Origin of the sequence: Gordonia aurantiaca, from assembly GCF_039939235.1 — a bacterium.
Taxonomy (GTDB): domain Bacteria; phylum Actinomycetota; class Actinomycetes; order Mycobacteriales; family Mycobacteriaceae; genus Gordonia.
The window spans coordinates 216,360-240,593 of record NZ_JBDUUF010000008.1; the positions used below are offsets into that span (position 1 = coordinate 216,360).

General features: G+C 67.2%; 18 protein-coding genes and 4 pseudogenes. 7 read left to right on the forward strand and 15 right to left on the reverse strand.

Features of this window, described 5'->3' with window-relative positions:
• Position 1: 1 nt before the first annotated feature.
• The 4 genes and pseudogenes from ABFT43_RS16630 to dinB form a co-directional block, all read right to left on the reverse strand.
• A complete protein-coding gene (locus ABFT43_RS16630; RefSeq protein ID WP_347961424.1) occupies positions 2 to 739 on the reverse strand; it encodes a DUF429 domain-containing protein in 738 nt (245 codons plus the stop codon).
• An 11-nt stretch (positions 740 to 750) separates the two neighbouring features.
• Positions 751 to 2,049, reverse strand: coding sequence for a TrpB-like pyridoxal phosphate-dependent enzyme (locus ABFT43_RS16635; protein ID WP_347961425.1), 1,299 nt, complete (start codon positions 2,047 to 2,049; stop codon positions 751 to 753).
• A 70-nt stretch (positions 2,050 to 2,119) separates the two neighbouring features.
• Positions 2,120 to 2,257, reverse strand: a pseudogene (locus ABFT43_RS16640) (response regulator); the annotation flags it as partial.
• A 155-nt stretch (positions 2,258 to 2,412) separates the two neighbouring features.
• Positions 2,413 to 3,669 carry a DNA polymerase IV gene (dinB, locus tag ABFT43_RS16645; RefSeq protein ID WP_347961426.1) on the reverse strand — a complete coding sequence of 419 codons (1,257 nt, stop codon included), beginning with the start codon at positions 3,667 to 3,669 and terminating at the stop codon, positions 2,413 to 2,415.
• Between the two features lie 82 nt (positions 3,670 to 3,751).
• Here dinB and ABFT43_RS16650 point away from each other — a divergent pair, with 82 nt between their 5' ends.
• The 4 genes and pseudogenes from ABFT43_RS16650 to ABFT43_RS16665 all read left to right on the forward strand — a co-directional run bounded on the left by ABFT43_RS16650 (position 3,752) and on the right by ABFT43_RS16665 (position 7,594).
• Positions 3,752 to 4,288, forward strand: a complete 537-nt coding sequence (locus ABFT43_RS16650; protein WP_457590168.1) for an NADPH-dependent FMN reductase — start codon at positions 3,752 to 3,754, stop codon at positions 4,286 to 4,288.
• A 1-nt stretch (position 4,289) separates the two neighbouring features.
• The gene (locus ABFT43_RS16655; protein ID WP_347961428.1) at positions 4,290 to 5,801 is read left to right on the forward strand and encodes a DHA2 family efflux MFS transporter permease subunit; all 1,512 of its coding nucleotides are present in this window, start codon (positions 4,290 to 4,292) and stop codon (positions 5,799 to 5,801) included.
• A gap of 556 nt (positions 5,802 to 6,357) precedes the next feature.
• A pseudogene (locus ABFT43_RS16660) lies at positions 6,358 to 6,615 on the forward strand (integrase core domain-containing protein); the annotation flags it as partial.
• A gap of 61 nt (positions 6,616 to 6,676) precedes the next feature.
• Complete coding sequence (locus ABFT43_RS16665) at positions 6,677 to 7,594, forward strand: PA domain-containing protein (RefSeq protein WP_347961429.1); 918 nt, start codon at positions 6,677 to 6,679, stop codon at positions 7,592 to 7,594.
• A 672-nt stretch (positions 7,595 to 8,266) separates the two neighbouring features.
• On the opposite strand, the pseudogene ABFT43_RS16670 reads toward ABFT43_RS16665, so the two are convergent.
• Positions 8,267 to 9,516 (reverse strand): annotated as a pseudogene (locus ABFT43_RS16670) (IS256 family transposase).
• A gap of 962 nt (positions 9,517 to 10,478) precedes the next feature.
• Here ABFT43_RS16670 and ABFT43_RS16675 point away from each other — a divergent pair.
• Together ABFT43_RS16675 and ABFT43_RS16680 are read left to right on the forward strand one after the other, a co-directional pair.
• Positions 10,479 to 11,987 carry an acyl-CoA synthetase gene (locus ABFT43_RS16675; protein ID WP_347961430.1) on the forward strand — a complete coding sequence of 503 codons (1,509 nt, stop codon included), beginning with the start codon at positions 10,479 to 10,481 and terminating at the stop codon, positions 11,985 to 11,987.
• A 97-nt stretch (positions 11,988 to 12,084) separates the two neighbouring features.
• Positions 12,085 to 13,555: pseudogene (locus ABFT43_RS16680) on the forward strand (dihydroxy-acid dehydratase domain-containing protein).
• Positions 13,556 to 13,580: 25 nt separating this feature from the next.
• Here the strand turns inward: ABFT43_RS16680 and ABFT43_RS16685 are convergent.
• Positions 13,581 to 14,177, reverse strand: a complete 597-nt coding sequence (locus ABFT43_RS16685; RefSeq protein ID WP_347961500.1) for a hypothetical protein — start codon at positions 14,175 to 14,177, stop codon at positions 13,581 to 13,583.
• 232 nt (positions 14,178 to 14,409) lie between these two features.
• Here ABFT43_RS16685 and ABFT43_RS16690 point away from each other — a divergent pair, with 232 nt between their 5' ends.
• Positions 14,410 to 15,270, forward strand: coding sequence for an SGNH/GDSL hydrolase family protein (locus tag ABFT43_RS16690; RefSeq protein WP_347961431.1), 861 nt, complete (start codon positions 14,410 to 14,412; stop codon positions 15,268 to 15,270).
• 15 nt (positions 15,271 to 15,285) lie between these two features.
• On the opposite strand, the gene ABFT43_RS16695 is transcribed toward ABFT43_RS16690, so the two are convergent.
• The 9 genes from ABFT43_RS16695 to ABFT43_RS16735 all read right to left on the reverse strand — a co-directional run bounded on the left by ABFT43_RS16695 (position 15,286) and on the right by ABFT43_RS16735 (position 24,209).
• Positions 15,286 to 15,891 carry a class I SAM-dependent methyltransferase gene (locus ABFT43_RS16695; RefSeq protein WP_347961432.1) on the reverse strand — a complete coding sequence of 202 codons (606 nt, stop codon included), beginning with the start codon at positions 15,889 to 15,891 and terminating at the stop codon, positions 15,286 to 15,288.
• Positions 15,892 to 15,967: 76 nt separating this feature from the next.
• Entirely contained in the window at positions 15,968 to 17,260 is a 1,293-nt protein-coding gene (locus tag ABFT43_RS16700) for a M20 family metallo-hydrolase (protein WP_347961433.1), read from the reverse strand.
• Positions 17,261 to 17,281: 21 nt separating this feature from the next.
• Positions 17,282 to 18,301, reverse strand: coding sequence for a TIGR03842 family LLM class F420-dependent oxidoreductase (locus ABFT43_RS16705; RefSeq protein ID WP_347961434.1), 1,020 nt, complete (start codon positions 18,299 to 18,301; stop codon positions 17,282 to 17,284).
• Between the two features lie 11 nt (positions 18,302 to 18,312).
• Positions 18,313 to 19,731, reverse strand: a complete 1,419-nt coding sequence (gene hydA / locus ABFT43_RS16710; protein WP_347961435.1) for a dihydropyrimidinase — start codon at positions 19,729 to 19,731, stop codon at positions 18,313 to 18,315.
• Between the two features lie 115 nt (positions 19,732 to 19,846).
• Entirely contained in the window at positions 19,847 to 21,223 is a 1,377-nt protein-coding gene (locus ABFT43_RS16715) for a uracil-xanthine permease family protein (protein WP_347961436.1), read from the reverse strand.
• 125 nt (positions 21,224 to 21,348) lie between these two features.
• Positions 21,349 to 21,756, reverse strand: a complete 408-nt coding sequence (locus ABFT43_RS16720) for a VOC family protein (protein ID WP_347961437.1) — start codon at positions 21,754 to 21,756, stop codon at positions 21,349 to 21,351.
• Positions 21,753 to 22,043: a 2Fe-2S iron-sulfur cluster-binding protein gene (locus ABFT43_RS16725; RefSeq protein WP_347961438.1), complete on the reverse strand. Its 291-nt coding sequence runs from the start codon at positions 22,041 to 22,043 to the stop codon at positions 21,753 to 21,755. The genes ABFT43_RS16720 and ABFT43_RS16725 overlap by 4 nt, the downstream gene beginning before the upstream one ends.
• A complete protein-coding gene (locus ABFT43_RS16730) occupies positions 22,040 to 23,035 on the reverse strand; it encodes an isopenicillin N synthase family dioxygenase (protein ID WP_347961439.1) in 996 nt (331 codons plus the stop codon). Before ABFT43_RS16730 ends, ABFT43_RS16725 begins: the two co-directional genes overlap by 4 nt.
• 196 nt (positions 23,036 to 23,231) lie before the next feature.
• Positions 23,232 to 24,209 carry an isopenicillin N synthase family dioxygenase gene (locus ABFT43_RS16735; RefSeq protein ID WP_347961440.1) on the reverse strand — a complete coding sequence of 326 codons (978 nt, stop codon included), beginning with the start codon at positions 24,207 to 24,209 and terminating at the stop codon, positions 23,232 to 23,234.
• Positions 24,210 to 24,234 lie beyond the last annotated feature (25 nt).

Here is a 24,234-nt window from a genome sequence, read left to right on the forward strand (position 1 = left end):
CTCACCGGTCACCCAGCAGCAGGCCCAACTCGCAACCCGGGACGTGAATCCAGCCCTCCCGCAGGGCCGTTTCCCGCTCTGGCGATGACGGCAGCATCGTCTGCCCCAACTCCGCGGCCCGCGCGATCAGCGCCGTGATGACAGCATCGAAGGCATCGTCGTCGGACCGCACCAGTTCTTCGCGCTCGCCGAGGACCAGCCAGGGCGCGGCCGAACCCAGGGCATCGACGAGGCCCGCGAGCACGGCCCGGTTCGCCGAGCGCTTGTAACCGCGCGAGGTCAACCCCCAACGTTTCAGTGCGCCCGCCGGGTACGCCTCCACCGCCCAGCCGTCGACGCGATCGTCGACGCCGAGGTCGGCGAGGAGACCGGCGCAGCGGAACGCGACGTGTGCGATCTGATCGGCCGACACACTGAGCGGACGGCCGAAGCCGTGCTCGGCGATCCACAGGTCGGTGCGCCGCAGCGCGAGAGGACGCCGACGGCTGATCTCGTCGAGACCACGACCCGCCGGCAATCCACCACGCTGATGGGCGACAACGAAATCCACGAAGTCGTCAGGCCAACCGAAGGGTGAGTCGATACCGATGCGCGTCGCGCCGACGACGAGGCGCCGGATCGTGGCGTCGTCGGCGCCGACGACCAGTTGGACGAGCTCGGCGCGGTCGTCCGACCAGTCGAGGACCGCGACCGCGGTCTTGTCCGGCGATGCGGACAGGTCGACACCGACCGTCCGCATCGCCGGGGACATCAGAGCTTGCCGTCGAGGAACTCGGCGTAGGCCGGCAGGTCGAGCTGGCCGTGGCCCGACAGACCGATGACGACGACCTGCTCCTTGTCGCTGTCGGCGACGTGTGCGGCACACGCGGCGATGGCGTGGGTCGACTCCGGCGCCGGGACTATGCCCTGGGTGCGGGCGAACGTCACGCCGGCGGCGAACGCGTCCTTCTGCGTGATCGCGGTCGCCTCAACCAGCCCCAGCTCCACGGTGTGGCTCAGCGCCGGCGCCATGCCGTGGTAGCGCAGGCCACCGGCGTGGATCGGGTCGGGAACGAAATCCATTCCGAGCGTGTGCATCTTGAGCAGCGGCGTCAGACCCGCGACATCACCGTGGTCGTAGCGGTACTCACCCTGGGTGATCGACGGGCAGGCGGCCGGCTCGGCGGCGACGATGCGCGGGTTGGAGCGGCCGCAGATCTTCTCGCGCAGGAACGGGAACGAGAGTCCCGCGAGGTTCGAACCTCCGCCGGCGCAACCGAAGACGACGTCCGCACCACCGGGTTCGACGGCGTTGAGCTGCTCGACGGCCTCCTGTCCGATGACGCTCTGGTGCAGCACCACGTGGTTGAGCACACTTCCGAGCGCGTAGCGGGTGTCCGGGTCGGAGGCCGCGACCTCGACCGCCTCGCTGACCGCCATGCCGAGGCTGCCCGTGGTGTTCGGGTCCTTGGCGAGCATCGCGCGGCCCGACTCGGTCAGGTCGGACGGACTCGGATGGATCGTGCCGCCGTAGGTGCGGATCAGGTGGCCGCGGTAGGGCTTCGAATCGTACGACGCGCGGACCTGCCACACCTCGACGTCGATGCCGAACTGTGCACCGGCGAAGGCGAGCGCACTACCCCACTGGCCCGCGCCGGTCTCGGTCGTCAGCTTGGTGACCCCGTCGACGCTGTTGTAGTACGCCTGCGCGACAGCCGAATTCGTCTTGTGGCTGCCCACGGGGCTGACGCCCTCGTACTTGACGTAGATGCGCGCCTTGGTGTTCAGCGCCTGCTCGAATTTGCGAGCGCGGATCAGCGGCGACGGCCGCCAGATCTTGTAGATCTCCCGGACCGGCTCCGGGATCTCGATGTACGGCTCGGCCGACACCTCCTGCGCGATGAGGCCGCTGGGGAACAGCGCGGCCAGATCGTCGGGACCCACCGGCTCCTTGGTGCCGGGATGCAGATGGGGCGGGATCGGGGTGTCGAGCTCGGCCGCGAGGTTGTACCAGTGCGTCGGCACCCCGACGGTCACCAGGTCGGGATTGGTGGCGTCTACTTGCGTCATGGGTTGACACTCTAATGCGCGACAGCCGGCACGTACCGCGCCCGCGGGATTCTCGGGTCGCGATTCGCCGAAGCCGGTACTCCTGCCGAGGGCGCCCGGTGGTCCCGTACTGCAGCGACATGCGCAGCCGGCCCGCGGCGACGAGATTGGCCAGATGGCGCCGGGCCGTCGGTGCCGCGTTCCCCACCTCCCGGGAGCTCGTTTCTGCTGGGGATGTGAGGACGACCACACTCCAGTGGTCACACCAGCAGTGTCGGGGCAGCCGGTCACGCTCGAGCGCATAAGAATCGTTTTGCGCTTTTCGCTCGCCCGGCGATCCGTAGCAAACAAGGGGATATGGCACCGCTTTTCGCTACGAAATCCCTAGTCGGGGAGCATCGGGGCGTCGTCGCCGTGGTCACGGCCGATGAGGACCGCACGGGTGACCGAATCACGTCCGAACCGGTCCCGCAGCCGGTCCATCGCGGCGTCGAGTTGTTCGGCCGCGATCTCCGTCCCGCTCGCCATGCGCCCCGCGCCGGTGCCGCTGTCGGTGTCGGTATCGAGCGGAAGCGTCAGCTGGACGCTGTGGTGGTCGTCGAGGTTGGTCAGCGACAACCCGATGAGCGTGCAGCCGCGTTCCCGGATGATCGGCATGGCGTCGGCGAGCAGACCCCGTGCCGACGCCATGACGACGTCGGTCCGGTCGGTCGATTCGGGCAGCGTGCGGGACCTGGTCGCGTGGGTGAAGTCGTCGAACCGGAGCCGGAGAACCACTGTGCGGCAGACCCTCTCCGCTCCTCGCAGGCGTTTGCCGAGACGTTCGGCGATGGCCACGACGGTCGCCTCGAGGTCGGCCTCCGACTTGGGCCGGCGCCCCAGGGCGCGTTGCGAACCGATGGAGCTGCGCCGCTTGCCGGTCTCGACGCGACGCGGGTCCTGCGCCAGCGACAGCGCGAACAGGTGCCGCCCCGCGCCGGAACCCACGATGGAGCACAGCGCCCGCTGACCGAGGGCGGCGAGGTCTCCCACGGTCTCGACCCCGGCGTCGTGGAGTCTGGACTCGGTGACGGGTCCGACGCCCCACAGACGGCGCACCGGAAGCGGATGCAGGAAGGACAGTTCGGCGCCCGGGGCGACGATCAGCAATCCGTCCGGTTTGCCCACCGCGCTGGCGACCTTGGCGAGGAACTTGCTGCGGGCGCCGCCGACGGTGATCGGCAGGCCGACCTCGTCGCGCACGCGGCGGCGGATCATCGCCGCGATGTCGTGCGGGGAGCCGCTGAGGCGCCCGAGGCCGCCCACGTCGAGGAACGCCTCGTCGACGGAGATCCCCTCGACCACGGGCGTCGTGTCGTGAAAGATGTCGAAGACCTCGCGGCTGGCCTCCATGTAGGCGTCGAATCGCGGCCGGACCACCACGGCGTCGGGACAGAGACGTCGTGCCTCGTGACCGGGCATCGGCGAGCGCACTCCCCTGGCCTTCGCCTCGTAGCTGGCCGCGAGCACGATGCCGCCGCCGACGAGGACCGGACGTCCCCGCAGTGTGGGATCGTCGCGCTGCTCGACGGAGGCGTAGAAGGAGTCGAGGTCGGCGTGCAGGATGGTCGCATCCTGACGTTCCCGCCGCTCGATCTTCATAGAACATATGTTCGCACGACTGCCCGACACCCAGAAACTGACAAAGATGCTTGACTTCAAGTGAACTTTAACTTGAACCCTGGTGTCCATGACCGAACAACCACCGCACATCGTCGTCATCATCGCCAGCGTTCGCGAGGGCCGCATCGGACCGGTCGTCGCCGACTGGTTCCTCGGCCGAGTCGGGGCGTCGGCCGACTTCGAGGTCCTCGACGTGGCCCGGCTCCCCGACCCGGACACGGCCGAGACGCTCTCCCGCGCCGACGGATTCGTCGTCGTGACGCCCGAGTACAACCACTCCTACCCCGGGCACCTCAAGGTTTTGATCGACGACCACGGGCCACAGTGGCGCCACAAGCCGGTCATGTTCGTCTCGTACGGAGGCGTCTCCGGCGGCCTTCGGGCCGTCGAGCACCTGCGGGCGGTGTTTGCCGAGCTCTCGGCGGTGGGAACGCGAAACGGTGTCGTCCTCCACGGTCCGTGGGATCGCATCGTCGACGGCCGACTCGTGCTCGACGAGGCCACCGCCGACTCGGCCCGCCTCGCGATGGACGAACTGCTGTGGTGGGCCGGGGTGCTGACCCCCGCCCGCGGCGCCGCAGATCGAGGAGTCGCCTGACATGGACACACTCGCGAAGAAGGTCGCCACCGTCCTCGCCCTCGGCACGCTGATGTCGATGCTGGACGTCACGGTCACGATCGTCGCCATCCCTCGCCTGGCGTCGACCTTCGACACCCCGCTCTCCACGGTCCAGTGGGTCACCACCGCGTACACGCTGGCCCTGGTCGCGGTCATGCCGACCTCGGCCTGGATGATCCGGCGATTCGGCGCGAAGCGCGTCTACATCACCGCGCTCGCCCTGTTCGTCGCAGGCTCGGCGCTCGCGGGTCTCGCATGGAACATCGAGAGCCTCATCGTCTTTCGCGGGGTGCAGGGCCTCGGCGCCGGATTCCTGCAGCCGGTGGGCATGACGATCGCGCTGAGCCTGGTCGACGAACGGAATCGCGGTCAGCTGATGGCGTGGTTGGGTCTGCCGTTGCTCATCGGCCCGGTGCTCGGCCCGACCGTCGGCGGGCTGCTCGTCGACAACGTCGGTTGGCGCTCGCTGTTCCTGATCAACGTGCCGATCGGCGCGGTCGCGATCACCGCGGCGACCAGGCTGTTCCCGTCGTCGGAGGGCACGCGGGCCGAGACCTTGGACTGGGTCTCGCTCGCCTGCCTGGCGCCGGGCGGCGCGTTGCTGGTCTACGGACTCTCGCAGGCCGGGGACGCGGGCGATCCGTTCGCCCCGAAGGTCCTCGTCCCCGCGGGCGTCGGACTCGTCCTGCTGGTCGCGTTCATCATCCGCACCCTGCGGTCGTCGCAGCCGCTACTCGACCTGCGATTGCTCCGAAAGCGTTCACTTGCAACCGGATCGGGTGCCATGCTGCTGATCGCGGGCGCGTACTTCGGGTCGATGATGGTCGGTCCGATCTACATTCAGGCCGTGCGCGGTGACAGCGCCACGACCGCCGGGACGATCATGATCGCCCAGGCGCTGACCACCGGCCTGGTGACTCAGGTCGCGAGCCGACTCGTCGACCGGACCGATCCGCGGCGCGTCGTCTGGTTCGGCGTCACGGCAACCATCGTCGCGATGTCGTCGATGACGCTCGTCCTCGACCACGACACCCCGTACGGCGTGCTGATCGCGATCGGCGTGGTCATGGGCATCGGGATCGGTTCGACCTTCATGCCACTGATGACCGCGGCACTGCGCGGCGTCGACGGCCCGGTCACCGGCTCGGCATCGACGATCCTCACGACCGGCAACCAGTTCGCGAGCGCGATCGGCGCGGCCCTGATCGCCGCGATCCTCACCGCACTCTTCAACTCCCGGTCGGCGGTGCTCGGCGGCCAGGGCATGACCGCCGCGCAGCGGCTCACGCCGGAGGAACGGGTCGCGGCGGCCCCCGACCTCGCGAGCGCGGTCGCCGACACCTATCTGGTGACCGTGAGCCTGCTGGTCGCGGGGATGCTCGTCGCGTTGTGGCTACCCCGGGTGGTGACGCCGGCGAAGGCACAGCAACCCGGCCGAGATGAAGACACGGGGGATGCCAGCGAGACTCCTCATATAGGCACTGCTCGATGAGAAACGCAGTTTGACAAGTGATAGGTATGCTGCCGTCATCTCCTTAGGAGCGCGACACCTGATGCGAGCACGCGCTTGTGGCGTTACACGTGCAGTAGTCACACTCACGTCGACGTCAGGTCGAAGTCATGGTTGGAGCGTGGCGTGCTGAACGCCGGCAAGTACGCCGTGGCGACTGCGATCTCGGATGCCAATGCAAGATAGGCCTGATCGATCAGTATTCTCGCCGCGACTTCAAACCCGCCCAGAAGACTCTGCCACCGCGTCCGGTCGCCGCCAGACGATCACGAGCTAGCTGAACACGGGAGAGCACCTCGTGCGCCACAGTCAGCTTCGGTGTACCGCCGACCTTCCACCGGAACTCATCCAGCTGGGCAGCGATATGGGGTCAAGTCCCAGGTAGTGGTGTAGCGCTCGGTGATCCTTCTCGGAGGTGAGTCCCCGATTGTGGTCTAACGCGGTCGCCGGCCTCGTCGTCGTAGGCGTGGAGCGGCCACCGCGTGATCCTTCGAGTGAACCTTCCACAGCACTCCCGAACGGAGCATCATGCGACAAGAAGGTAGGTATCTCCTACATCCCACCAGGCACTCCGTGGAACAACGGGCACATCGCGTCGTTCAACAACCGGCTACGGAAGGAATGCCTGAACCGCAACCACTGGACCAACCTGCTCGAAGCCCGCGTGGTCATCGAGGACTTCAAAGACGACCACAACCACCGACACCGGCACTCGGCGCTGGGCTACAAGACACCAGCCGAGTATGCTGCCCAATGCACCCACAAGCATCACCCCGTGGACGTGCTTCGTAACTGACACAATTGAGCAGGGCCTGTCTGCATACTGGGGGCCGACAGTGGTCAATGAGGCCTCTCCGGTGGCAGCTGCGGTTGCCTGTAGTGCTGTGGTGTCGGAGCCGAGCACGCGGGATGTCGTTCTGCTTGCCTGCTGGTCGCACGGATCGCTTCTCTTCGTCGTTTTCCGCTCACGAGTTCTGGCGAACCCCGACCAGCCCGTGGGCATTGTTTGCGACCTCAGACAGTTGCCGACTGAGGATGTGGAGGCTGCTGCCTATCACGTGCTGGCATTCGAAATGGTCGAACCGCACCACTACCCACTCGTCTTTTCGGAAAAGTCAGGTGCCATACGATGGCGTGCCGCACTCGAGACGGAGCTGGGCAGGGAGACGGTCGGCTTCTTAGAAACTGTTGGATCCGTGAGAGATCTAGGGGAGTTCATGAGTAAGTCGACTGTCATGAAAACGTCGATAGCAGTTTCCTTCGTTGCCTCCACAGTCTTGGCTGGGTGCGGCGGCTCGACAGATGCTGGCGAGGTCACTAACGGCGCCGCATCGCCTTCGTCGTCGCTACCGGCTCCGACGAAGTATGAGTATGTGGCCTCCGCGGTCGATGCCATGGTGGACGGTGCGCCGGTCCAGCTAAGGCCATTCCCGTTTTCTATCGGTGCCAAAGCGGTTGATGTACGGCTGTCTACGGCACTAGGTGACGGGTGCACCGAGAACGGCTCAGACGTCAAGGGCCAGTGGGTTGTCGTGCCGCGCGGTGGCTGCACCTTCGAGCGAAAGTACGAAACCGCTCGGCGTGCCGGTGCATCCGGCCTCGTAATCACCTCATCTGACCCGCTCCCAGATGGGCGCTGGCAGACTCCGCCGATCGATCTGACAACCATCCCCATGCTGGTGACCGACGACCAAGACTCCGTGCGGCGACTCGTGGACGGAGCTTCTGTAACCGTGAGTTTCGACGCTTCGGTCAAACAGACACCTGCTGAATGATGGGTAAATCCTCGCCGAGCACTACGGTTCAAAACCAGGTCATCGCTGCGGTAGAGCGGCATGAGGCAGCGCAATCAACGGGACGCGTCAGGACATCCTCGACACTCTGACCCCGGACTCGCCGCAACGGCAGAGCAATGAAGGTACCGACGAAGACCTCAACCTCAGTCGAGAGGCGATCAGCGCCGCCAGCTACCGGGTCGAGGCGACGAACATCCGCGATGTCAAGGTGTCCGACGGAGCGGCGTCGCCGTTCGCGGACCGGAAAACGACCCGAAACGACGACGGAAGACCGGCCACGATCATGGCGGACGAACTGCACTACGACCTGCGGCTCGTTGACGGGCAGTGGCTGGTGCACGACGTCGGCAGCAACGTCGCACGTCCGACACCCCCGCAGCGGTAGGAATACAAGCGATGGACTGGCACGCTCCGTGGCTGGGTGCCGTTGTCTCTGAAGACGGAGAACACTCAACCGTGGACGCGCTGGTCTCCGCGGCGCGGACGGTGGTGGCGTGTCCCCAGTAGATGAGGCCACCAGGTTCTAGAGTCTTTGTTGCCCCGACCTGGGGTTTGGAAGGACGGTGAACATCATGTCTGGACGGAAACGGCACTCCGCGGAGGGTCAAGTCCCAGGTAGTGGTGTAGCGCTCGGTGATCCTTCTCGATGGGTTAGGCGCTGAGTTCGAGGACGGGGTCGGTGCTCACCTCCGTCGCTGGATTGGTCACGGTGGTGAGTCGGCATCGGGCCAGGACTTCGAGGCCGAGGTAGCGGCGGCCTTCGGCCCATTCGTCGGTCTGCTCGGCCAGTACGGCGCCGACGAGGCGCACGATGGCCTGGTGGTTGGGGAAGATGCCGACGGCGTCGGTGCGGCGGCGGATCTCCTTGTTCAGCCGTTCGGAGGGGTTGTTGGACCAGATCTGGGTCCACACGTCCTTCGGGAAGGCGGTGAAGGCCAGGATGTCGGCGCGGGCGGTGTCGAGGTGTTCGGCCACCGCTGGGAGCTTGGCGGCCACGTAGTCCAGCAGGCGGTCGAACTGGGCGTGCACCGCGTTCGCGTCGGGCTGGTCGTAGACGCTGTGGAGCATGGCCTTGACCGCCGGCCACATGCTCTTGGGCGTGGTGCTCATGAGGTTCGCGGCGTAGTGGGTGCGGCACCGCTGCCAGGTCGCGCCGGGCAGGTTCGCCGCGATCGCCTCGACCAGGCCGGTGTGCGCGTCGGAGGTGACGAGCCGGACCCCGGCCAGGCCGCGGGCCACGAGGTCGGCGAAGAACTCGTTCCATGCCGCCCCGGTCTCGCTGGTGGCCACGCGCATGCCTAGGACTTCGCGGTGCCCGTCGCCGTTGACGCCCGTCGCGATCAGGACCACGGCGTTGACGACGCGCCCGTGCTCGCGGACCTTCATCGTCAGGGCGTCGGCGGCGACGAACGTGAAGGGTCTGGCCTCGTCGAGCGGGCGGTGGCGGAAGGCCTCGACCTGCTCGTCAAGGTCAGTCGCCATCCGGCTCACCTGCGACTTCGGCAGGGCGTTGATGCCCAACTGCTTGACCAGCTTGTCCATCCGCCGGGTGCTGACGCCGGCGAGGTAGCAGAAGGCGACCACGGTGATCAGCGCGGACTCGGCCCGCTTTGCGCCGCTCGAGCAGCCACTCCGGGAAGTACGTGCCGGGTGCGCAGCTTCGGGATCGCGACGTCGATCGTGCCGACCCGGGTGTCCAGGTCACGGTGCCGGTACCCGTTGCGCTGCGCAGTGCGGGACGTCGAGCGCTGGCCCCACTCGGCGCCCACGACGGCGTCGGCGTCGGCGGACAGCAGGGCGTTGATCACCGTCTGCAGCAGGCTGCGCATCAGGTCCGGAGACGCCTCGGCCAGGGCCTCGCCAAGCAGGCCGGCAGGGTCGACAATGTGAGGTGCGGTCATCGTGATGCTCCGTTCGAGAGTGCTGTGGAAGGTTCACTCGAAGGATCACGCGGTGGCCGCTCCACGTCTACGACGACGAGGCCGGCGACCGCGTTACACCACTATCGGGGACTCAACTCGATATGGACCGGATCAGCGGCAGATATCAGCTCACAGTACGATCAATTGCCCCATCGCGACCCAAGATGTCGTTATGCGTAGGACATCGATATGCGGCGCACGAAGCGCGGTATGGCTGACGAGTGAGCGCCTATTGCGCGCCGTCGAGAGGAAGGACTGATCATGCAAGGCTCGGGTCCTGGCAATCAGCACCGGAATCAGCCAACTCCGGCCAGCCGACACAGCATGGGCCCTACGACGTTCCCTCTCTGGGCACTCCACCCGTCATCCCTCAGTCTTCGCCCGGACGCACAAACGCCATCGTTCTGTCTATACTCGCGAGCGTCGCGTTGGTGTCGGTTTGCTTGGTCGTGGTCGTAGTCTTTGCGACCGACGGTAGAAGCGACAGCTCCGCACCCCAATATGGGTTCTCCGAGCAGGAGACTGGCTACCTTGAATACGTTCGCCGCAGTTCGAACCCGCAGTGGGGGACGTCCGTCGACGGGGCGGATGAAGAACTCCTCGCTGCAGGGTTCAAAGCATGTGACCAGTACAGCCAAGTCGATAACTCGAGGAGCGGCCTGGCCTTGTACCTGAGCGACGTGTACGAAATCGACTACCTTCAGGCTTTGCGTATCGCGAACGGCGCGAGGTTCTTCCTGTGCAGGGACCTCATCACGCGGCCATAACTCGTCGGGCCCGCCTTGGTGGTACCGGTGCGCCCGAGGGGCCACCGTTCGCCTCGGAGCAAGCCCGACTTTCACTTCGATTTCCCAGCACACCCCGTCGCTCACATCGGTTTCGTGTCGTGAGCAATGGGTGCGTTTCGTCGTCGGCGGGGCAACAGTCATCCTGGAGATGTGATGACCCCCACCTCGAACACCGTCGACGGAGTGCTGCGCCGCACTGCCGCGAGAGTCCCGAACCGCATCGCCCTCCACTTCGGCGATGAGGCCCTCACCTATCGGGAGCTCGACGACGCCGTGACCCGTGCCGCCGCGTATCTGTTGTCCCTCGGTCTCACCAAGGGCGACCGGGTGGCCGGCTACGGGACCAACTCCCACGCGTACGTCATCGGGTACCTCGCCGCGGCACGCGCCGGCCTCGTCCATGTGCCGATCAACTACGCCCTGCGCGCCGGCGAACTGAGCTACCTGCTCGAACAGTCCGGGGCCCGCGCCGTGCTCGTCGATCCCGCCCTCGCCGCGAACCTCGACGAGGTCATCGACGTCGTGCCGGCCGAGGTCGTGATCCCGCTGCGCGACGCCGACGACTCGCTGGTCGCCGTCGCCGGCACCGGCGACGTCCCGGAGCTCGCGACCGACGTCGACGACACCGACCTCGTACAGCTGCTCTACACCTCGGGCACGACCTCGAAACCCAAGGGCGCCATGATGACCCACCGCGCCCTGATCCACGAGTACACCTCGTCGATCATCGCGCTCGACCTCGACGCCGACGACAATCCGCTGATTTGCATGCCGCTGTACCACTCGGCGGGCATGCACGTGTTCATGCTCCCCCACCTCGCGGTCGGGGCCACGGTGCGGCTCATGCCGGCGCCGGACATCCCCGAGATCCTGCGCCTCGTCGAGGAGTTCCGGATCGGGTCGTTGTTCCTGGCGCCGACCGTGTGGGTGCCGCTGTCCACGCACCCCGATCTCGAGACGCGGGACCTGTCGTCGCTGCGCAAGGCCCAATACGGTGCGTCGATCATGCCGGTCACCGTCCTGCAGCGCCTGCGCGAGCGCTACCCGGACCTCGGTTTCTACAACTGCTTCGGCCAGTCCGAGATCGGACCGCTCGCGGCCGTCCTCCGACCCGAGGAGCACGACGCCCGCCCGGCATCGTGTGGACGTCCGGTGTTCTTCGTGGAGGCCCGGGTCGTCGACGCCGAGGGCAACGACGTCCCGGCGGGCGAGCCGGGCGAGATCCTGTACCGCTCACCGCAGTTGTGCCAGGGTTACTGGCAGAACCCGGAGGCCACCGAGGAGGCGTTCCGCGGCGGCTGGTTCCACTCCGGCGACCTGGTGACCCGCGACGAGGAGGGGTACATCACCGTCGTCGACCGCATCAAGGACGTCATCAACACCGGCGGCATCCTGGTCGCGTCGCGCGAGGTCGAGGATGCGATCTACACCCATGAGGCCGTCGCCGAGGTCGCCGTCATCGGCACCCCGGACGAGAAGTGGATCGAGGCGATCACCGCGGTGGTCGTGCTGCGTGACGGGGCGCAGGCCGACGAGGCCGAGATCATCGACCACGTCAAGCAGCGCCTGGCGCCGTTCAAGGTGCCCAAGCTGGTGAAATTCGTCGACGAGCTGCCCCGCAATCAGAGCGGCAAGCTGCTCAAGCGCGAACTGCGCGCATGACCCTCCGGCGAGATCGGGTTGCGTTTCCGCCGATGTGCGAGCGCAACCTGATCTCGTCCGGGTCGATCACCGCCGGAGGACCACTACCGTGGGGCCCATGACGGAGCGCACCAGCCCAGCAGACGACACCGCGACCGGCGGGGTCGACATGAAACCACGCAGTCGTGACGTCACCGACGGACTGGAACGGGCCGCCGCGCGCGGCATGCTCCGCGCGGTCGGCATGGGAGACGACGACTGGACGAAACCGCAGATCGGGGTCGGGTCGTCGTGGAACGAGATCACCCCCTGCAACCTGTCGCTGGATCGCCTCGCGAAGGCCGTCAAGGACGGCGTCCACGAGGCCGCCGGCTACCCGCTCGAGTTCGGCACGATCTCGGTGTCCGACGGCATCTCGATGGGCCATGAGGGCATGCACTTCTCGCTGGTCTCGCGCGAGGTGATCGCCGACAGCGTCGAGACCGTGATGAGCGCCGAACGGCTCGACGGTTCGGTCCTGCTGGCCGGGTGCGACAAGTCGCTGCCCGGGATGCTGATGGCCGCGGCCCGCCTCGACCTCGCGTCGGTGTTCCTCTACGCGGGCTCGACGCTGCCGGGATACGCGACCCTGTCGGACGGTTCGGAGCGGCAGGTCACCATCATCGATGCCTTCGAGGCGGTGGGTGCGTGTGCCCGTGGACTGATGAGCCGGGAAGACGTCGACACCATCGAGCGCGCCATCTGCCCCGGTGAGGGCGCCTGCGGCGGCATGTACACGGCGAACACGATGGCCAGCGCCGCCGAGGCGCTCGGGATGTCCCTGCCCGGCAGCGCCGCTCCCCCGGCCCCGGACAAGCGCCGCGACGGGTTCGCGCGGCGCAGCGGCATCGCCGTCGTCGAACTGCTGCGACGTGGGATCACCGCGCGCGACATCATGACCCGCGAGGCCTTCGAGAACGCGATCGCGGTGGTCATGGCGTTCGGCGGCTCCACCAACGCCGTGCTGCATCTCCTCGCGATCGCCAACGAGGCGGAGGTGGAACTGACGCTCGACGACTTCACCGAAGGGAAGTCTCGCGCCCGAGGGTGCGGTGGTGAAGTCGGCCGGCTTCGACTCGGATGTGTTCGAGGGTGTGGCACGGGTTTTCGACCGCGAGCGGGCAGCAATGGACGCCCTCGAGGACGGCACCATCGCCGCGGGCGACGTGGTGGTCATCCGTTACGAGGGCCCGAAGGGTGGGCCGGGGATGCGGGAGATGCTGGCCATCACCGGCGCCATCAAGGGTGCGGGCCTCGGCAAGGATGTGCTGCTGATGACCGATGGCCGGTTCTCCGGCGGCACCACCGGACTGTGTGTCGGACACATCGCGCCCGAAGCGGTCGACGGTGGACCGATCGCCTTGGTGCGCAACGGCGATCGCATCCGGCTCGACGTCGCGAACGGGCGATTGGACCTCCTCGTCGACGACGACGAACTGGCCGCACGGGCGCAGGAGTTCACGCCGCTGCCGCCGAGGTATACCCGCGGGGTTCTGGCCAAGTACGCGAAGCTGGTCACCTCGGCGTCACAGGGCGCGGTATGCCGATGACGCGGTGCCGCGTCGGAGTGCGGCCTTAGAGCCCCGGCAACCCGAGGTCGAGAGAACCGAAGTCCAGCGAGCCGTTCGACGTCCGGCATCCGGTGACGACCAGCTGCTGCGGATTCGGCAGCCGGTCGGCGGTCTGCGGGCCGGTCTTGATCCGGAAGAAGATCGTCTTGGTCCCGTTTTCCGACGGTGCCGGCGCCCCGGACACCGTGTTCAGATCGATCGTTCTCTCGGTGACGAAACCGTCGGGCTGCGCGTTCCGGTTGTACGCAACGCCGTTGCCCCAGCTCGGGACGCCGGGGGCGAGACCCGAGCTCAGCGGAGGGTCACCCACCCACCGGGCGATCGGCCACGGGACGCCCGCCACCTCGCGCCACGGCGGTTCCATGGTCGGCGGGATGCTCGTCGCGTCGACCATCTCCGGGTCGTTCTCCTGTTCGAACCACCAATCCGGTTGGAAATACGTGGAGTTCGTGTGATTGGTGACCTTGATGGTGGCGGTGCAGTCGCCGTTGGACACACCTTCGAGTTTCAGTCCACCGGTGTCGGCGAACGCCGCTCCCGCACCGGTCATCCCACCGGCGACGACGCCACCGGCAATCAGCGCCGCACCGAATGCGCGCATCGAATTCTTCGCCATGAGACCCCCGTCCGAGCGTGGAGACGTGATCGGGCGAATGCTCCGACCTGCGCCAACGTCACGGTAAGGCATGGACCCACCCCTTCGCGACGAGTTTCGGCGAATACATCGTGTGCGTTCGAGGATTCGGCTCCTCCTGGTGTCGAGGTCGTCTCGGTTCACTCACGACTGGGTCACCCGGAGTTCACTCTCGTTCACACGCGGTCACTCTCGTCCCATGCCCATCCCCCGCCACATAGCCCGACTTACGCTCGCCGTCGCCCTGTCGGCCACCGTGCTCACGGCGACCGGGACCGTCGCGGTCTCCGCCGCCGACGCACCGGCGGAATACGTGGCCCTCGGCGCATCCTTTTCCGCGGGAGTGGGAATCACGCCGACGTCGGCCGACTCACCGACGGGCTGTGGGCGCTCGTCGAAGAACTCCCCCCGACTGGTGGCCCGACAACAGGGCTACGCGCTCACGGACATGACCTGCGGCGGTGCGCAGACCCGCCACATGACCGAGAGCCAGACCTCCGGTCAACCACCACAGTTCGCCGGTTTGTCCGCCTCGACGGATCTGGTGACCCTGCAGCTCGGCTACAACGACGGCAACGTGTACTCGGGAAGTATCGCCGACTGCTCCCAAACAGGTTCTCTCAGCTCCCCACTCGCACCCTGTGAGGTGCGCACCGCCGGACGGTACTCGGCCGAGATCCTGCTGACCGGCCCCAAGATCGCCGGAGTGATGGCCGGCATCAAACAGCGTGCGCCGTCGGCCCGAATCCTTGTCGTCGGTTACCCCGCGGTGTATCCCGAGCAGGGGAATTGCCCAGGCCGCAATCCGTTCTCGGCCGAGGACACCGCGTTTCTCGACCGCCTCGAGGTCGACCTGAACCGGATGCTCGAAAGCCAGGCCCAGGACGCAGGCGCGGAGTTCGTGGACACGTACACGCGAAGCGTGGGGCATGACTCGTGCACGTCGCGATCGACGAGGTGGATGGAACCCTATTCGAACCCCGTCGGCGCGATACGACTTCATCCCAACGCGAAGGGGCATCGGCAGGTCGCGCATGCGGTCCTCGCCGCCCTGGACTGATCCGCCGGTCGCGGATCAGCGAGGCGCGCGACGCGCCCGGAACACGACATCGTGCGTGTGGTGTCCGCCACCGGTGGCCCTGCCCCGCGCGCGGGTCTCGTCGGTGACCACCTGCCAGGTCGCGTCGAGCAGGTCCGCGAAGTCCGCGGGCTGGACGAGGTCGGCCGGGTCGAAGCCGTGTGCGCGCACACCTTCGGGCGCATGGGCCACGACGAGCAGCGAGCCGCCCGGGCCGACCGCGTCGACGAGCTTGCGCGCGACGTCGCGGTTGCCGACCGGGATCGGAAAGTAGTGCAGCGCAACGAGCCCGAAGTCACTCCCGGGTACCGGGTCGTCGACGAGGTCGGCGCGCGCCCACGTGATCGGCAGGTCGCCGCTGAGCTCCCGGGCGCGGTCGATGGCCACCTGGGAGATGTCGACGGCCGTCACCTGCCAGCCACGCCGGGCCAGCCATCGCGCATCGGCGCCCTCACCGGAACCGACGTCGAGTGCCGTGCTCGGGGTCAGCCCGTCGGTCTCGACGACCAGCGCCGGATTGACGTCGGCTGTCCACAGCCGCTCGGCATTGCCATAGCGCTCATCCCATTCGGCCGCCCGGTTGTCGCCCACTCCGAAATTCATACCAGGTCACCCGCGGAGCCCGTGCGTAGCCGGTTCCTCCGGAGCGGGCGCCGACCAGATGGTGCCGGGGTGCGGGTCAGATCGCGCCTTCGGCCATCCGCGCGACGACCTCGGTGAGGACGTTGACGCCGGTGACCATGTCCTCGTCGGTGGTGTACTCGTGCTCGGCGTGGGAGACGCCGTCGACGCTGGGGATGAACAGCATCACCGTCGGCACATGGTCCTTCATGTTGGTCGAGTCGTGGCCCGCGCGCGTGCGGACCTTGAGGTGGGCGAGCCCCAGGTCGGCGAGGACGTCCTCGGCGAGTGCGACACCGGCCGACGGGTAGACGTGCCCCTTCCATCGGTGGGCGAACCGCTTCTCGATCTTGACATCGGCGGTGACCTCGACCTCGGCGAACACCCGCGACAGGTCCTGGTCCGCCCGTTCCAGCAACTCGTCCGACGACGACCGGAGGTCAAGGTGCATATGCACCTCGCGGGCGACGACAACCGGTGAGTTCGGGATGACATTCAGCTGGCCGCAGGAGGTATGCAGTTCGTCGCCGTACCGGTCGGCGATCTCGCGCAGCGCCACCACGATCCGGGCCGCGGCGTACAGCGCATCCTGCCGGTCCTCCATGGCGGTCGCACCGGTGTGGCCCTGCACGCCGACGACACCGATCTCGTACTTGTTCGCCGCCCAGGTCGACGGGACGATGCCCATCGTGAGGTCGGCCTTGTCGAGTTCGCGGCCCTGTTCGATGTGGATCTCGGCATACGACGCGACCTGGCGCTGCGCCGACGACGGATCGGTCAGCGCGAAGACGTCCTCCTCGCCGAGCATCCCGAGCTCCGAAAGTGCCTCGGCAACCGTGATTCCCGCCGGATCCCGGGTCGCGAGCGCGTCGTCCAGCGCGATCTTTCCGGTGAACACGCCGCTGCCCTGCATCGACGGCTTGAAGCGGGAGCCCTCCTCGTTGAACCAGTTCACGACGGCCAGGTTGTACACGGCGCCGCCGGAGACGGAGTAGTGCTCGCGCAGCCGTTCACAGGCATGGGCGGCGGCGAGCACGCCGTAGGCCCCGTCGAAACGGCCGCCGCGCGGTTGGCTGTCCATATGCGATCCGACCAGCACGTACGGTGCGCCCGGAACCAGCTCGACGAGGCCGAACTGGTTGCCGATCCGGTCGTAACGGACCGTGAAGCCGCGCCGGGTGAGCCAGTCCGCGAGCCATCGTCGCGACTGACCATCCTCGGCTGTGGCGGCCTGGCGCTCGACGCCGCCGGCCGGGGTGCGGCCGATCTCGGACAGGACGGCGAAGTCCTGGAGGAACGCGTCGTCGAGACGGGGATCTGTGGCGACGCGGGTGGTGGTCTGAGTGGTCATGACCTCGTGTCCTCTCGGTGGTCAGAGCCGGGCGAGCGGCGCGGGGTTGAGCTCGGGGATGATCTTGTCGCCGTAAGCGGCCAGCGTCTCGTCCTTGGCGTCGTGCTGCAGGTAGACGGCGAACTGGTCGACGCCGAGGGCGCGCAGTTCTTCCAGACGCGCGACGTGGTCCTTCCAGGTGCCGAGGATGCAGAAGCGGTCGACGATCTCGTCGGGCACGAAGTCGGTGTGGGTATTGCCTGCCCGACCGTGCTCGTTGTAGTCGTAGCCGCGTCGGGCGCGCACGTAGTCGGTGAGCGCCGCGGGGATCTCCGACCCGTCGCCGCCGTACCGCTCCACCAGGTCGGCGACATGATTGCCGACCATGCCACCGAACCAACGGCACTGGCTGCGTTGATGTTCGATGTCGTCGCCCACATATGCCGGTGCGGCGACGATGATCTCGATGAGGTCGGGGTCACGGCCGGCGTCCGCCGCCGCCTGGCGGACCCGCGAGACCGTCCACTCGACTATGGCCGGGTCGGCGAGCTGAAGGATGAAGCCGTCGGCGTGGCGGCCGATGATATCCAGTGCCTTCGGCCCGTATCCCGCGCCGTACACCGGGAGGACGGACCGCGAGGCCCACGGGAACTGCACCTTCACCCCGTTGACGTCGGCGGCACGGCCGTTGCCGAGTGCGGAGATCACCTCGATCGACTCACGGAACGTGGCGAGCGTCGACGGCTTGCCGGACAGCACGCGGACCGCGGAGTCGCCGCGACCTATGCCGCACACCGTGCGGTTGCCGAACATAGAGTTGAGGGTCGCGAAGGTCGATGCGGTGACCGTGACGTCGCGGGTCAGTGGGTTGGTGACCATCGGGCCGACCATGACGTTGCGGGTCGCGGCCAGGATCTGGCCGAAGACGACGTTGGGTTCCTGCCACAGGATGTGCGAGTCGAACGTCCACACATGGCTGAAACCCCGGTTCTCCGCTGCCACCGCGAGTTCGACCACGCGGGACGCGGGCGGGTCGTTCTGGAGGACGATACCGAAATCCATTGTGGTGTCTCCTAGATGAGGTTCTGCGACAGCTCGCGTTTGATGAAGCGGCCGTGCGACTTCTGGCCGACGTAGGAACCCTTGTCGACGACGGTGACGCCGCGTGAGATGACGCGGTCTATGGCGCCGTCGATCTCGAAGCCCTCCCACGCCGAGTGGTCCATGTTCATGTGGTGGGTCTTGCCGACCCCGATGCTGGTGTGGCCTTGCGGGTCGTAGATGACCACGTCCGCGTCGGCACCCGGCTGGATCACGCCCTTGCGCGGGTACATACCGAACATGCGCGCCGGTTCGGTGGCGCAGACCTCGACCCAGCGCTCCAGCGAGATCTTTCCGTCGACGACACCCTGGTAGATGAGGTCGATGCGGTGTTCCACCCCGCCGATGCCGTTGGGGATCCTGGAGAAGTCACCGCGGCCGAGCTCCTTCTGGTCGGCCATGCAGAACGGGCAGTGGTCGGTGGACACACCGGTGACGTCCTTGGTGCGGATGTACTTCCACAGTTCGTCCTGGTGCCCCTCCGCGCGGGACCGCAGCGGCGTGGAGCACACCCACTTGGCGCCTTCGAAACCCGGCGCGCCGAGGTGCTCCTCGAGGGACAGGTAGAGGTACTGCGGGCAGGTCTCGGCGAAGACGTTGGCGCCCCGGCCGCGGGCCTCGGCGATCTGTTCGAGGGCCTGCTTGGCGGACACGTGCACGATGTAGAGCGGTGTGCCGGCGACGTCGGCGAGCATGATCGCGCGATGCGTCGCCTCCTCCTCGAGTTGCCAGGGACGCGAGACGCCGTGGTAATAGGGGCTGGTCTCGCCGCGTTCGAGGTGCTGGGCGACGAGTTCGTCGATGGCGATGCCGTTCTCGGCGTGGATCATCATCAGCGATCCGAGTTCGGCCGACTGCTGCATCGCGCGCAGGATCTGACCGTCGGTCGAGTAGTACACACCCGGGTAGGCCATGAAGAGCTTGAAGCTGGTGACGCCCTCGCCGACGAGTTCGCGCATCGCCTTGATCGACTCGGCATCGACGTCGCCGATGATCTGGTGGAAGCCGTAGTCGATGGCACAGTTGCCGGCGGCCTTTCCGTGCCACTCCCACAGGGTGTCCTGCACGCGCTGGCCCGGGGTCTGGATGGCGAAGTCGACGATCGTCGTGGTTCCGCCGAGAGCGGCTGCGCGCGTTCCGGTCTCGAACGTGTCCGAGGCAGTGGTGCCGCCGAACGGCATCTCCATGTGGGTGTGCGCGTCGACGCCGCCGGGGATCACGTATTTGCCGGTGGCGTCGATGACCTCGTCGACCACGACGCGCAGGTCGGTCCCGAACGGTTGGGTTCCGGGCTCGATGAGGGCGGCGATCGTCTCGCCGCCGATGAGGACGTCGACCTGGGAGCGGCCGGTCGCCGACACCACCGTACCGCCGGTGATGAGGGTCGTCATGTCGTTCTCCTTGTCCGGGCATGTCGTCTCCGACATGCGGATGGGTGGGCGCGTCGGGACCGGGTGCGGGTGTGGGCCACGGGGATTCGGGTGATCCCGCACCCGGTCCGGCGTCTCACTCGCCGCCGGCGGCGGTGGTCTTCTTCTCGGCGCTCGTGCCCGTCTCGGTCGCCACCGGGATGTCGGCGGTTCCGGAGCCTGCGATCGAGGGTTCGATGGCCAGGTTCGCCTCCTCGGGATCCGGCTGCGGCGCGATGGTCTTGCGCCAGGTGCCGATCAGCTTCATCGCGTGGTAGACCACGACCGCCGCGATCGCGCCGAGCGCGATGCCGCCGAAGCTGAGATCGCCGATGGCCCAGGTGAAGTCCGCGATACCGATCACCAGGGCGATGGCCGCGGTGAACTGGTTGATGGGCTGGGAGAAGTCGACCTTGTTGATCACCCAGATGTGGACTCCGAGGATGCCGACGAGGCCATAGAGGGCGACGCAGGCACCACCGAGGACGCCGGGTGGGATCGACGCTATCGTCGCACCGACCTTGGGGCAGAGGCCCAACAGGATCGCGGCCAGGCCGGCGACCCAGTAGGCGGCCGTGGAATACACCTTGGTCGCCGCCATGACGCCGATGTTCTCCGCGTAGGTGGTGGTGGCGGTACCGCCGCCGGCACCGGCGATCGTGGTGGCCAGGCCATCGGAGATGAGCGCGCGGCCGATCATCGGGTCGGTGTCGATGCCGGTCATCGCACGGATCGACTTGACATGACCGATGTTCTCGACGACGAGGACCAGCACCACGGGGATGAACATCGGGAGGACCGAGAGGTGGAAGGTGGGGGTGGTGAAGTCGGGCAGACCGACCCAGCCCGCCTCCGCGATGCCGGACGTGTCGACCTCGTCACGCGCCAGGGCGATCAGGTAGCCGATGACGACCGCGGTGAAGACCGCCAACCGGCCGAGCATGCCACGGAAGAACACCAGGGAGGCGACCATCAGGACCAGCACGATGAACGCGGTGACCGGGGCCGCCACGAAGTTCGACTTCGCGGTGGGCGCGAGGTTGAAGCCGACCAGCGCCACGATCGAACCGGTGACCACCGGCGGCATCAACCTCTCGATCCAGCCGACGCCGACGAAGTGCACGATCGCGCCGATGATCATCACGAGGACGCCGAGGACCACGACACCGCCGAGCGCACCGCCCGGTCCGTGGGAGGCGGAGGCGGCCGTGACCGGGGCGATCACCGCGAAGCTCGAACCGAGGTAGCTCGGCAGCTGGTTCCGGGTGACGATCATGAACAGGATCGTGCCGACACCCGAGAACAGCAGTGTGGTGGCCGGCGGGAAACCGGTCAAGACCGGCACCAGGAACGTCGCGCCGAACATCGCGACGACGTGCTGCAGGCCGATGCCGATCGTGCCGGGCCACGACAACCGCTCGCGTGGCGCCACGACGGTCTTTCCGTCAACACGGGTCCATCCGAAGAATGACATGAGACTTCCTTAGTGGGTGGGGTTTCGGCATGTGCCGATGATCTGTTGCGGTCATCGACCCCCTTGTCGACGTCCTCTTGGAGTGTTCGCCCGGCGCGCGCCGCACGTGCGGCGCGCGCCGGAGATCAGTCGATGGTCAGATGGTTTAGCCGGAACGCGTTGCCCTCCGGGTCGAGCAACACCGACTGCCACGCTCCGTAATACGTACGGTTCGGTGACCGAACGCATTTCGCACCCGCCGCGACGGCGCGGTCGGTCATCACGTCGACCGCGGCGTCGTCGGCGAGTTCGAAGGTGAGGAAGGAGACGTTGCCGTCACGGCTGTGCGGCGGCGAGAGATTCAACAGCTCATACGCGTGGTGGGAGCTGAAACCCAGGATCGTGTCGCCGATCTTGAGGCCGCGGAAGTGCTCCGACCGCAGCGAGACCACCTCCTCGAGATCGAGGAGATCGGCGTAGAACCCGCTGAGGCCGACGATGTCGTCGGCCATCACGCTGGCGAAGGAGAGATACGGTGTCGTCGGTGCGGTCACAGGTCGAGTACCAACTTTCCTTGAGCCCGGCTCACGCACGGGATGAATCGTTTGCCCGCTTCTTTCGCACGCGGGGACAGCACGGTGTCGCGATGATCGATGGTGCCGGCGAGTACCTTCTGCACACAGGTCCCGCATTCACCGCGTAGACAGTTGAAGTCGATCTGCGGCAGGGCATCCTGCAGAACGGACAACGCTGTCCGATCCGGCGGCACCGTGAGCACGGTGCCGCTGTGCGCGAGTTCGATCTCGAAGGTCTCGCCGGCATCGGCGGCCGCGGGGGTCATCCGGCCGCCAGCTCGATGGTGCGCGCGAACTTGCTGGTCAGGTGGTCACCAGAGCTGATCGGCTCGTAGCGCGGCGTCGCCCCCTCCTTCAGACAGGTGGGCAGGCACTCGATCATCGCGTCGTAGTTCGGCTGGTGGAAGAACACCAGGCTCATGCGACGGGTGTTGCCGTTCGCGTCGGGGGCCGGCGGGCGGACCCGGTGACGGGTGGAGATCCACTCGTCATTCGTCCACTGCGCCATGAGATCCCCGATGTTCACGACGAACGCGCCCGGGATGACCGGCACCGGTTCCCAGTCGCCGTCCTGGGTGAAGACCTCCAGGCCGCCCGGCGCCTCCTCCTGGCGCACGATGGTCAGGCTGCCGTAGTCGGTGTGCGCGCCGGCGCGCATCTGCCCGGGCAGCGGCGGGGTGTCCATGTGCGGGTAGTTGATGGCGCGCAGCATCGAGATGTCGCGGTCGATCATCGACTCGAAGTAGTCCGGCGGCAGACCGAGCCCGCGCGCGAATCCGCTCATGATCAGGCGCGCAAGGGTGTTCATCTCGCGGTAGTACGCGGTCCAGGCGGCCTCCATGTCGCTGGGCCGTTCCGGCCAGACGTTCGGCAGGAAGTGCGGGCCGGACCGCTCCGGTGAGAAGTACGGATCCGAGCGATCCACGTCGACCGGGCCGATGTCGAACTTCTCGTGGAGGTCGCGCGGAGCGCCCTCGGAGTCACTGTAGGCCAGTGCCTGCTCACCGATCGACGAGTAGCCGCGCACGGCGTCCTTGCTCGGCTGCACCACGCGTCGCTTCTCCTCGTCGGGGAGGGCGAAGAATTCATCGGAGGTCCGGTACATCGCCTCGATGATCTTCTCCGGCACACCGTGGTTCGTGATCTGCATGAAGCCGATCTCACGGCCGGCGTGGTCGAACTGGCGCCCGACCTCGTTCTTGGCCTCGTCGTCGTCGCCGCGGAGGGCGGAGATGTCGATGAGTGGTACTACTGTCACGGGATTGCCTCCTCGAGACGGGGATCGTGGGTGACACGAACAAGTTTCGAGATCGGCGTGCCCGGGCGTAAGCCTCGGACTTCACGCGCATGCAGGTATTCGCCTGTGCACCATCCACATCGGAAACATTTCGGAAATATTCGATAACCGGTTGGTCATCGAATGCCGCGACGCCGTAACAAATCCCGGGGACCGGTCAGCGACCGGCGTGCCCGAAGGTGGTCTGGCGGACGTACTTCTCGACGAGGTGGTCCCCCGCCAGCAGGTCCGCCGTGCCGTCGGTTGTGCCCGTGGCGAAGGGGGGCAGCTCGCGGACGGCGGTGTCTGCGCTGGGGTGCTGATAGTAGGCGAATGCCAGCCGGGAGCGCTCGAAGCCGACCGAGCGAGGCGGGTTGCCGGTGCGGTGCACCGTGGCGGGCCACCGGTCGGCGGTCCACTCGGCGAGCAGATCGCCGACCATGACGACGAGACTTCCCGGCGAGGTGCTTACCTCGATCCACTCACCCTGCCGGTCGAAGACCTGCAGTCCACCGGGCGTGGACTCGGCGTTCACGACGGTGAACGCGCCGTAGTCGGTATGCGTACCGGCCCGGTACTGGTACGGCATGGGCGGCTCGATCTGGGGCGGGAAGTACAGGGCCCGCAGCATGCTGAGTTCGTCGGTGAACATCGGCGCGAAGAAGCCGGGGTCGAGGCCGAACCCCTCCGCGGCGAGTGACAGCAGGTCGGCGCCGAGCGCCCGCATGTGGCGGTAGTACTCCTCCCACAGCGGCCGGAACCGTTCCGGGGTCCCGGGCCACAGGTTGGGGAACGCAAGCGGGCCGTCGCCCGGCGTCTCCCCCTCGAGCGGCCCGATGTCCATCTTCTCCTTGAGGTCTCCGTGTGACTCCTCATCGAGCGAGTAGGCGATGCCCTCGGCGCCCACCCCCGACCACCCCCGCACCTGCTCCGGCGCGGGCTGCGCGACCGCGATCTTCTGCTCCGGCGACAGCGCGAAGAACTCGCGGGTGACCGCGAACAGTTCGCCGACCAGATCGGCCGGGATGCCGTGTTCGACGAGATGCACGTAGCCGGTGGTGGTCAGCCCGGCGTCGAGCACCTCGAATTGTCGTGCTCGCTGCTTCGGCACCGCCCCGCGGGCCTGGGACATGTCGATCGGCGGCAACGTCGTCATGCGATTACTGTGCACGATTGGTCAC

Coding starts and splice junctions, on each gene's coding strand:
- ABFT43_RS16630 (WP_347961424.1), bottom strand. CDS start 739: ATGCGGACGGTCGGTGTCGACCTGTCCGCATCGCCGGACAAGACCGCG.
- ABFT43_RS16635 (WP_347961425.1), bottom strand. CDS start 2,049: ATGACGCAAGTAGACGCCACCAATCCCGACCTGGTGACCGTCGGGGTG.
- dinB (WP_347961426.1), bottom strand. CDS start 3,669: ATGAAGATCGAGCGGCGGGAACGTCAGGATGCGACCATCCTGCACGCC.
- ABFT43_RS16655 (WP_347961428.1), top strand. CDS start 4,290: ATGGACACACTCGCGAAGAAGGTCGCCACCGTCCTCGCCCTCGGCACG.
- ABFT43_RS16675 (WP_347961430.1), top strand. CDS start 10,479: ATGACCCCCACCTCGAACACCGTCGACGGAGTGCTGCGCCGCACTGCC.
- ABFT43_RS16685 (WP_347961500.1), bottom strand. CDS start 14,177: ATGCGCGCATTCGGTGCGGCGCTGATTGCCGGTGGCGTCGTCGCCGGT.
- ABFT43_RS16690 (WP_347961431.1), top strand. CDS start 14,410: ATGCCCATCCCCCGCCACATAGCCCGACTTACGCTCGCCGTCGCCCTG.
- ABFT43_RS16695 (WP_347961432.1), bottom strand. CDS start 15,891: ATGAATTTCGGAGTGGGCGACAACCGGGCGGCCGAATGGGATGAGCGC.
- ABFT43_RS16700 (WP_347961433.1), bottom strand. CDS start 17,260: ATGACCACTCAGACCACCACCCGCGTCGCCACAGATCCCCGTCTCGAC.
- ABFT43_RS16705 (WP_347961434.1), bottom strand. CDS start 18,301: ATGGATTTCGGTATCGTCCTCCAGAACGACCCGCCCGCGTCCCGCGTG.
- hydA (WP_347961435.1), bottom strand. CDS start 19,731: ATGACGACCCTCATCACCGGCGGTACGGTGGTGTCGGCGACCGGCCGC.
- ABFT43_RS16715 (WP_347961436.1), bottom strand. CDS start 21,223: ATGTCATTCTTCGGATGGACCCGTGTTGACGGAAAGACCGTCGTGGCG.
- ABFT43_RS16725 (WP_347961438.1), bottom strand. CDS start 22,043: ATGACCCCCGCGGCCGCCGATGCCGGCGAGACCTTCGAGATCGAACTC.
- ABFT43_RS16735 (WP_347961440.1), bottom strand. CDS start 24,209: ATGACGACGTTGCCGCCGATCGACATGTCCCAGGCCCGCGGGGCGGTG.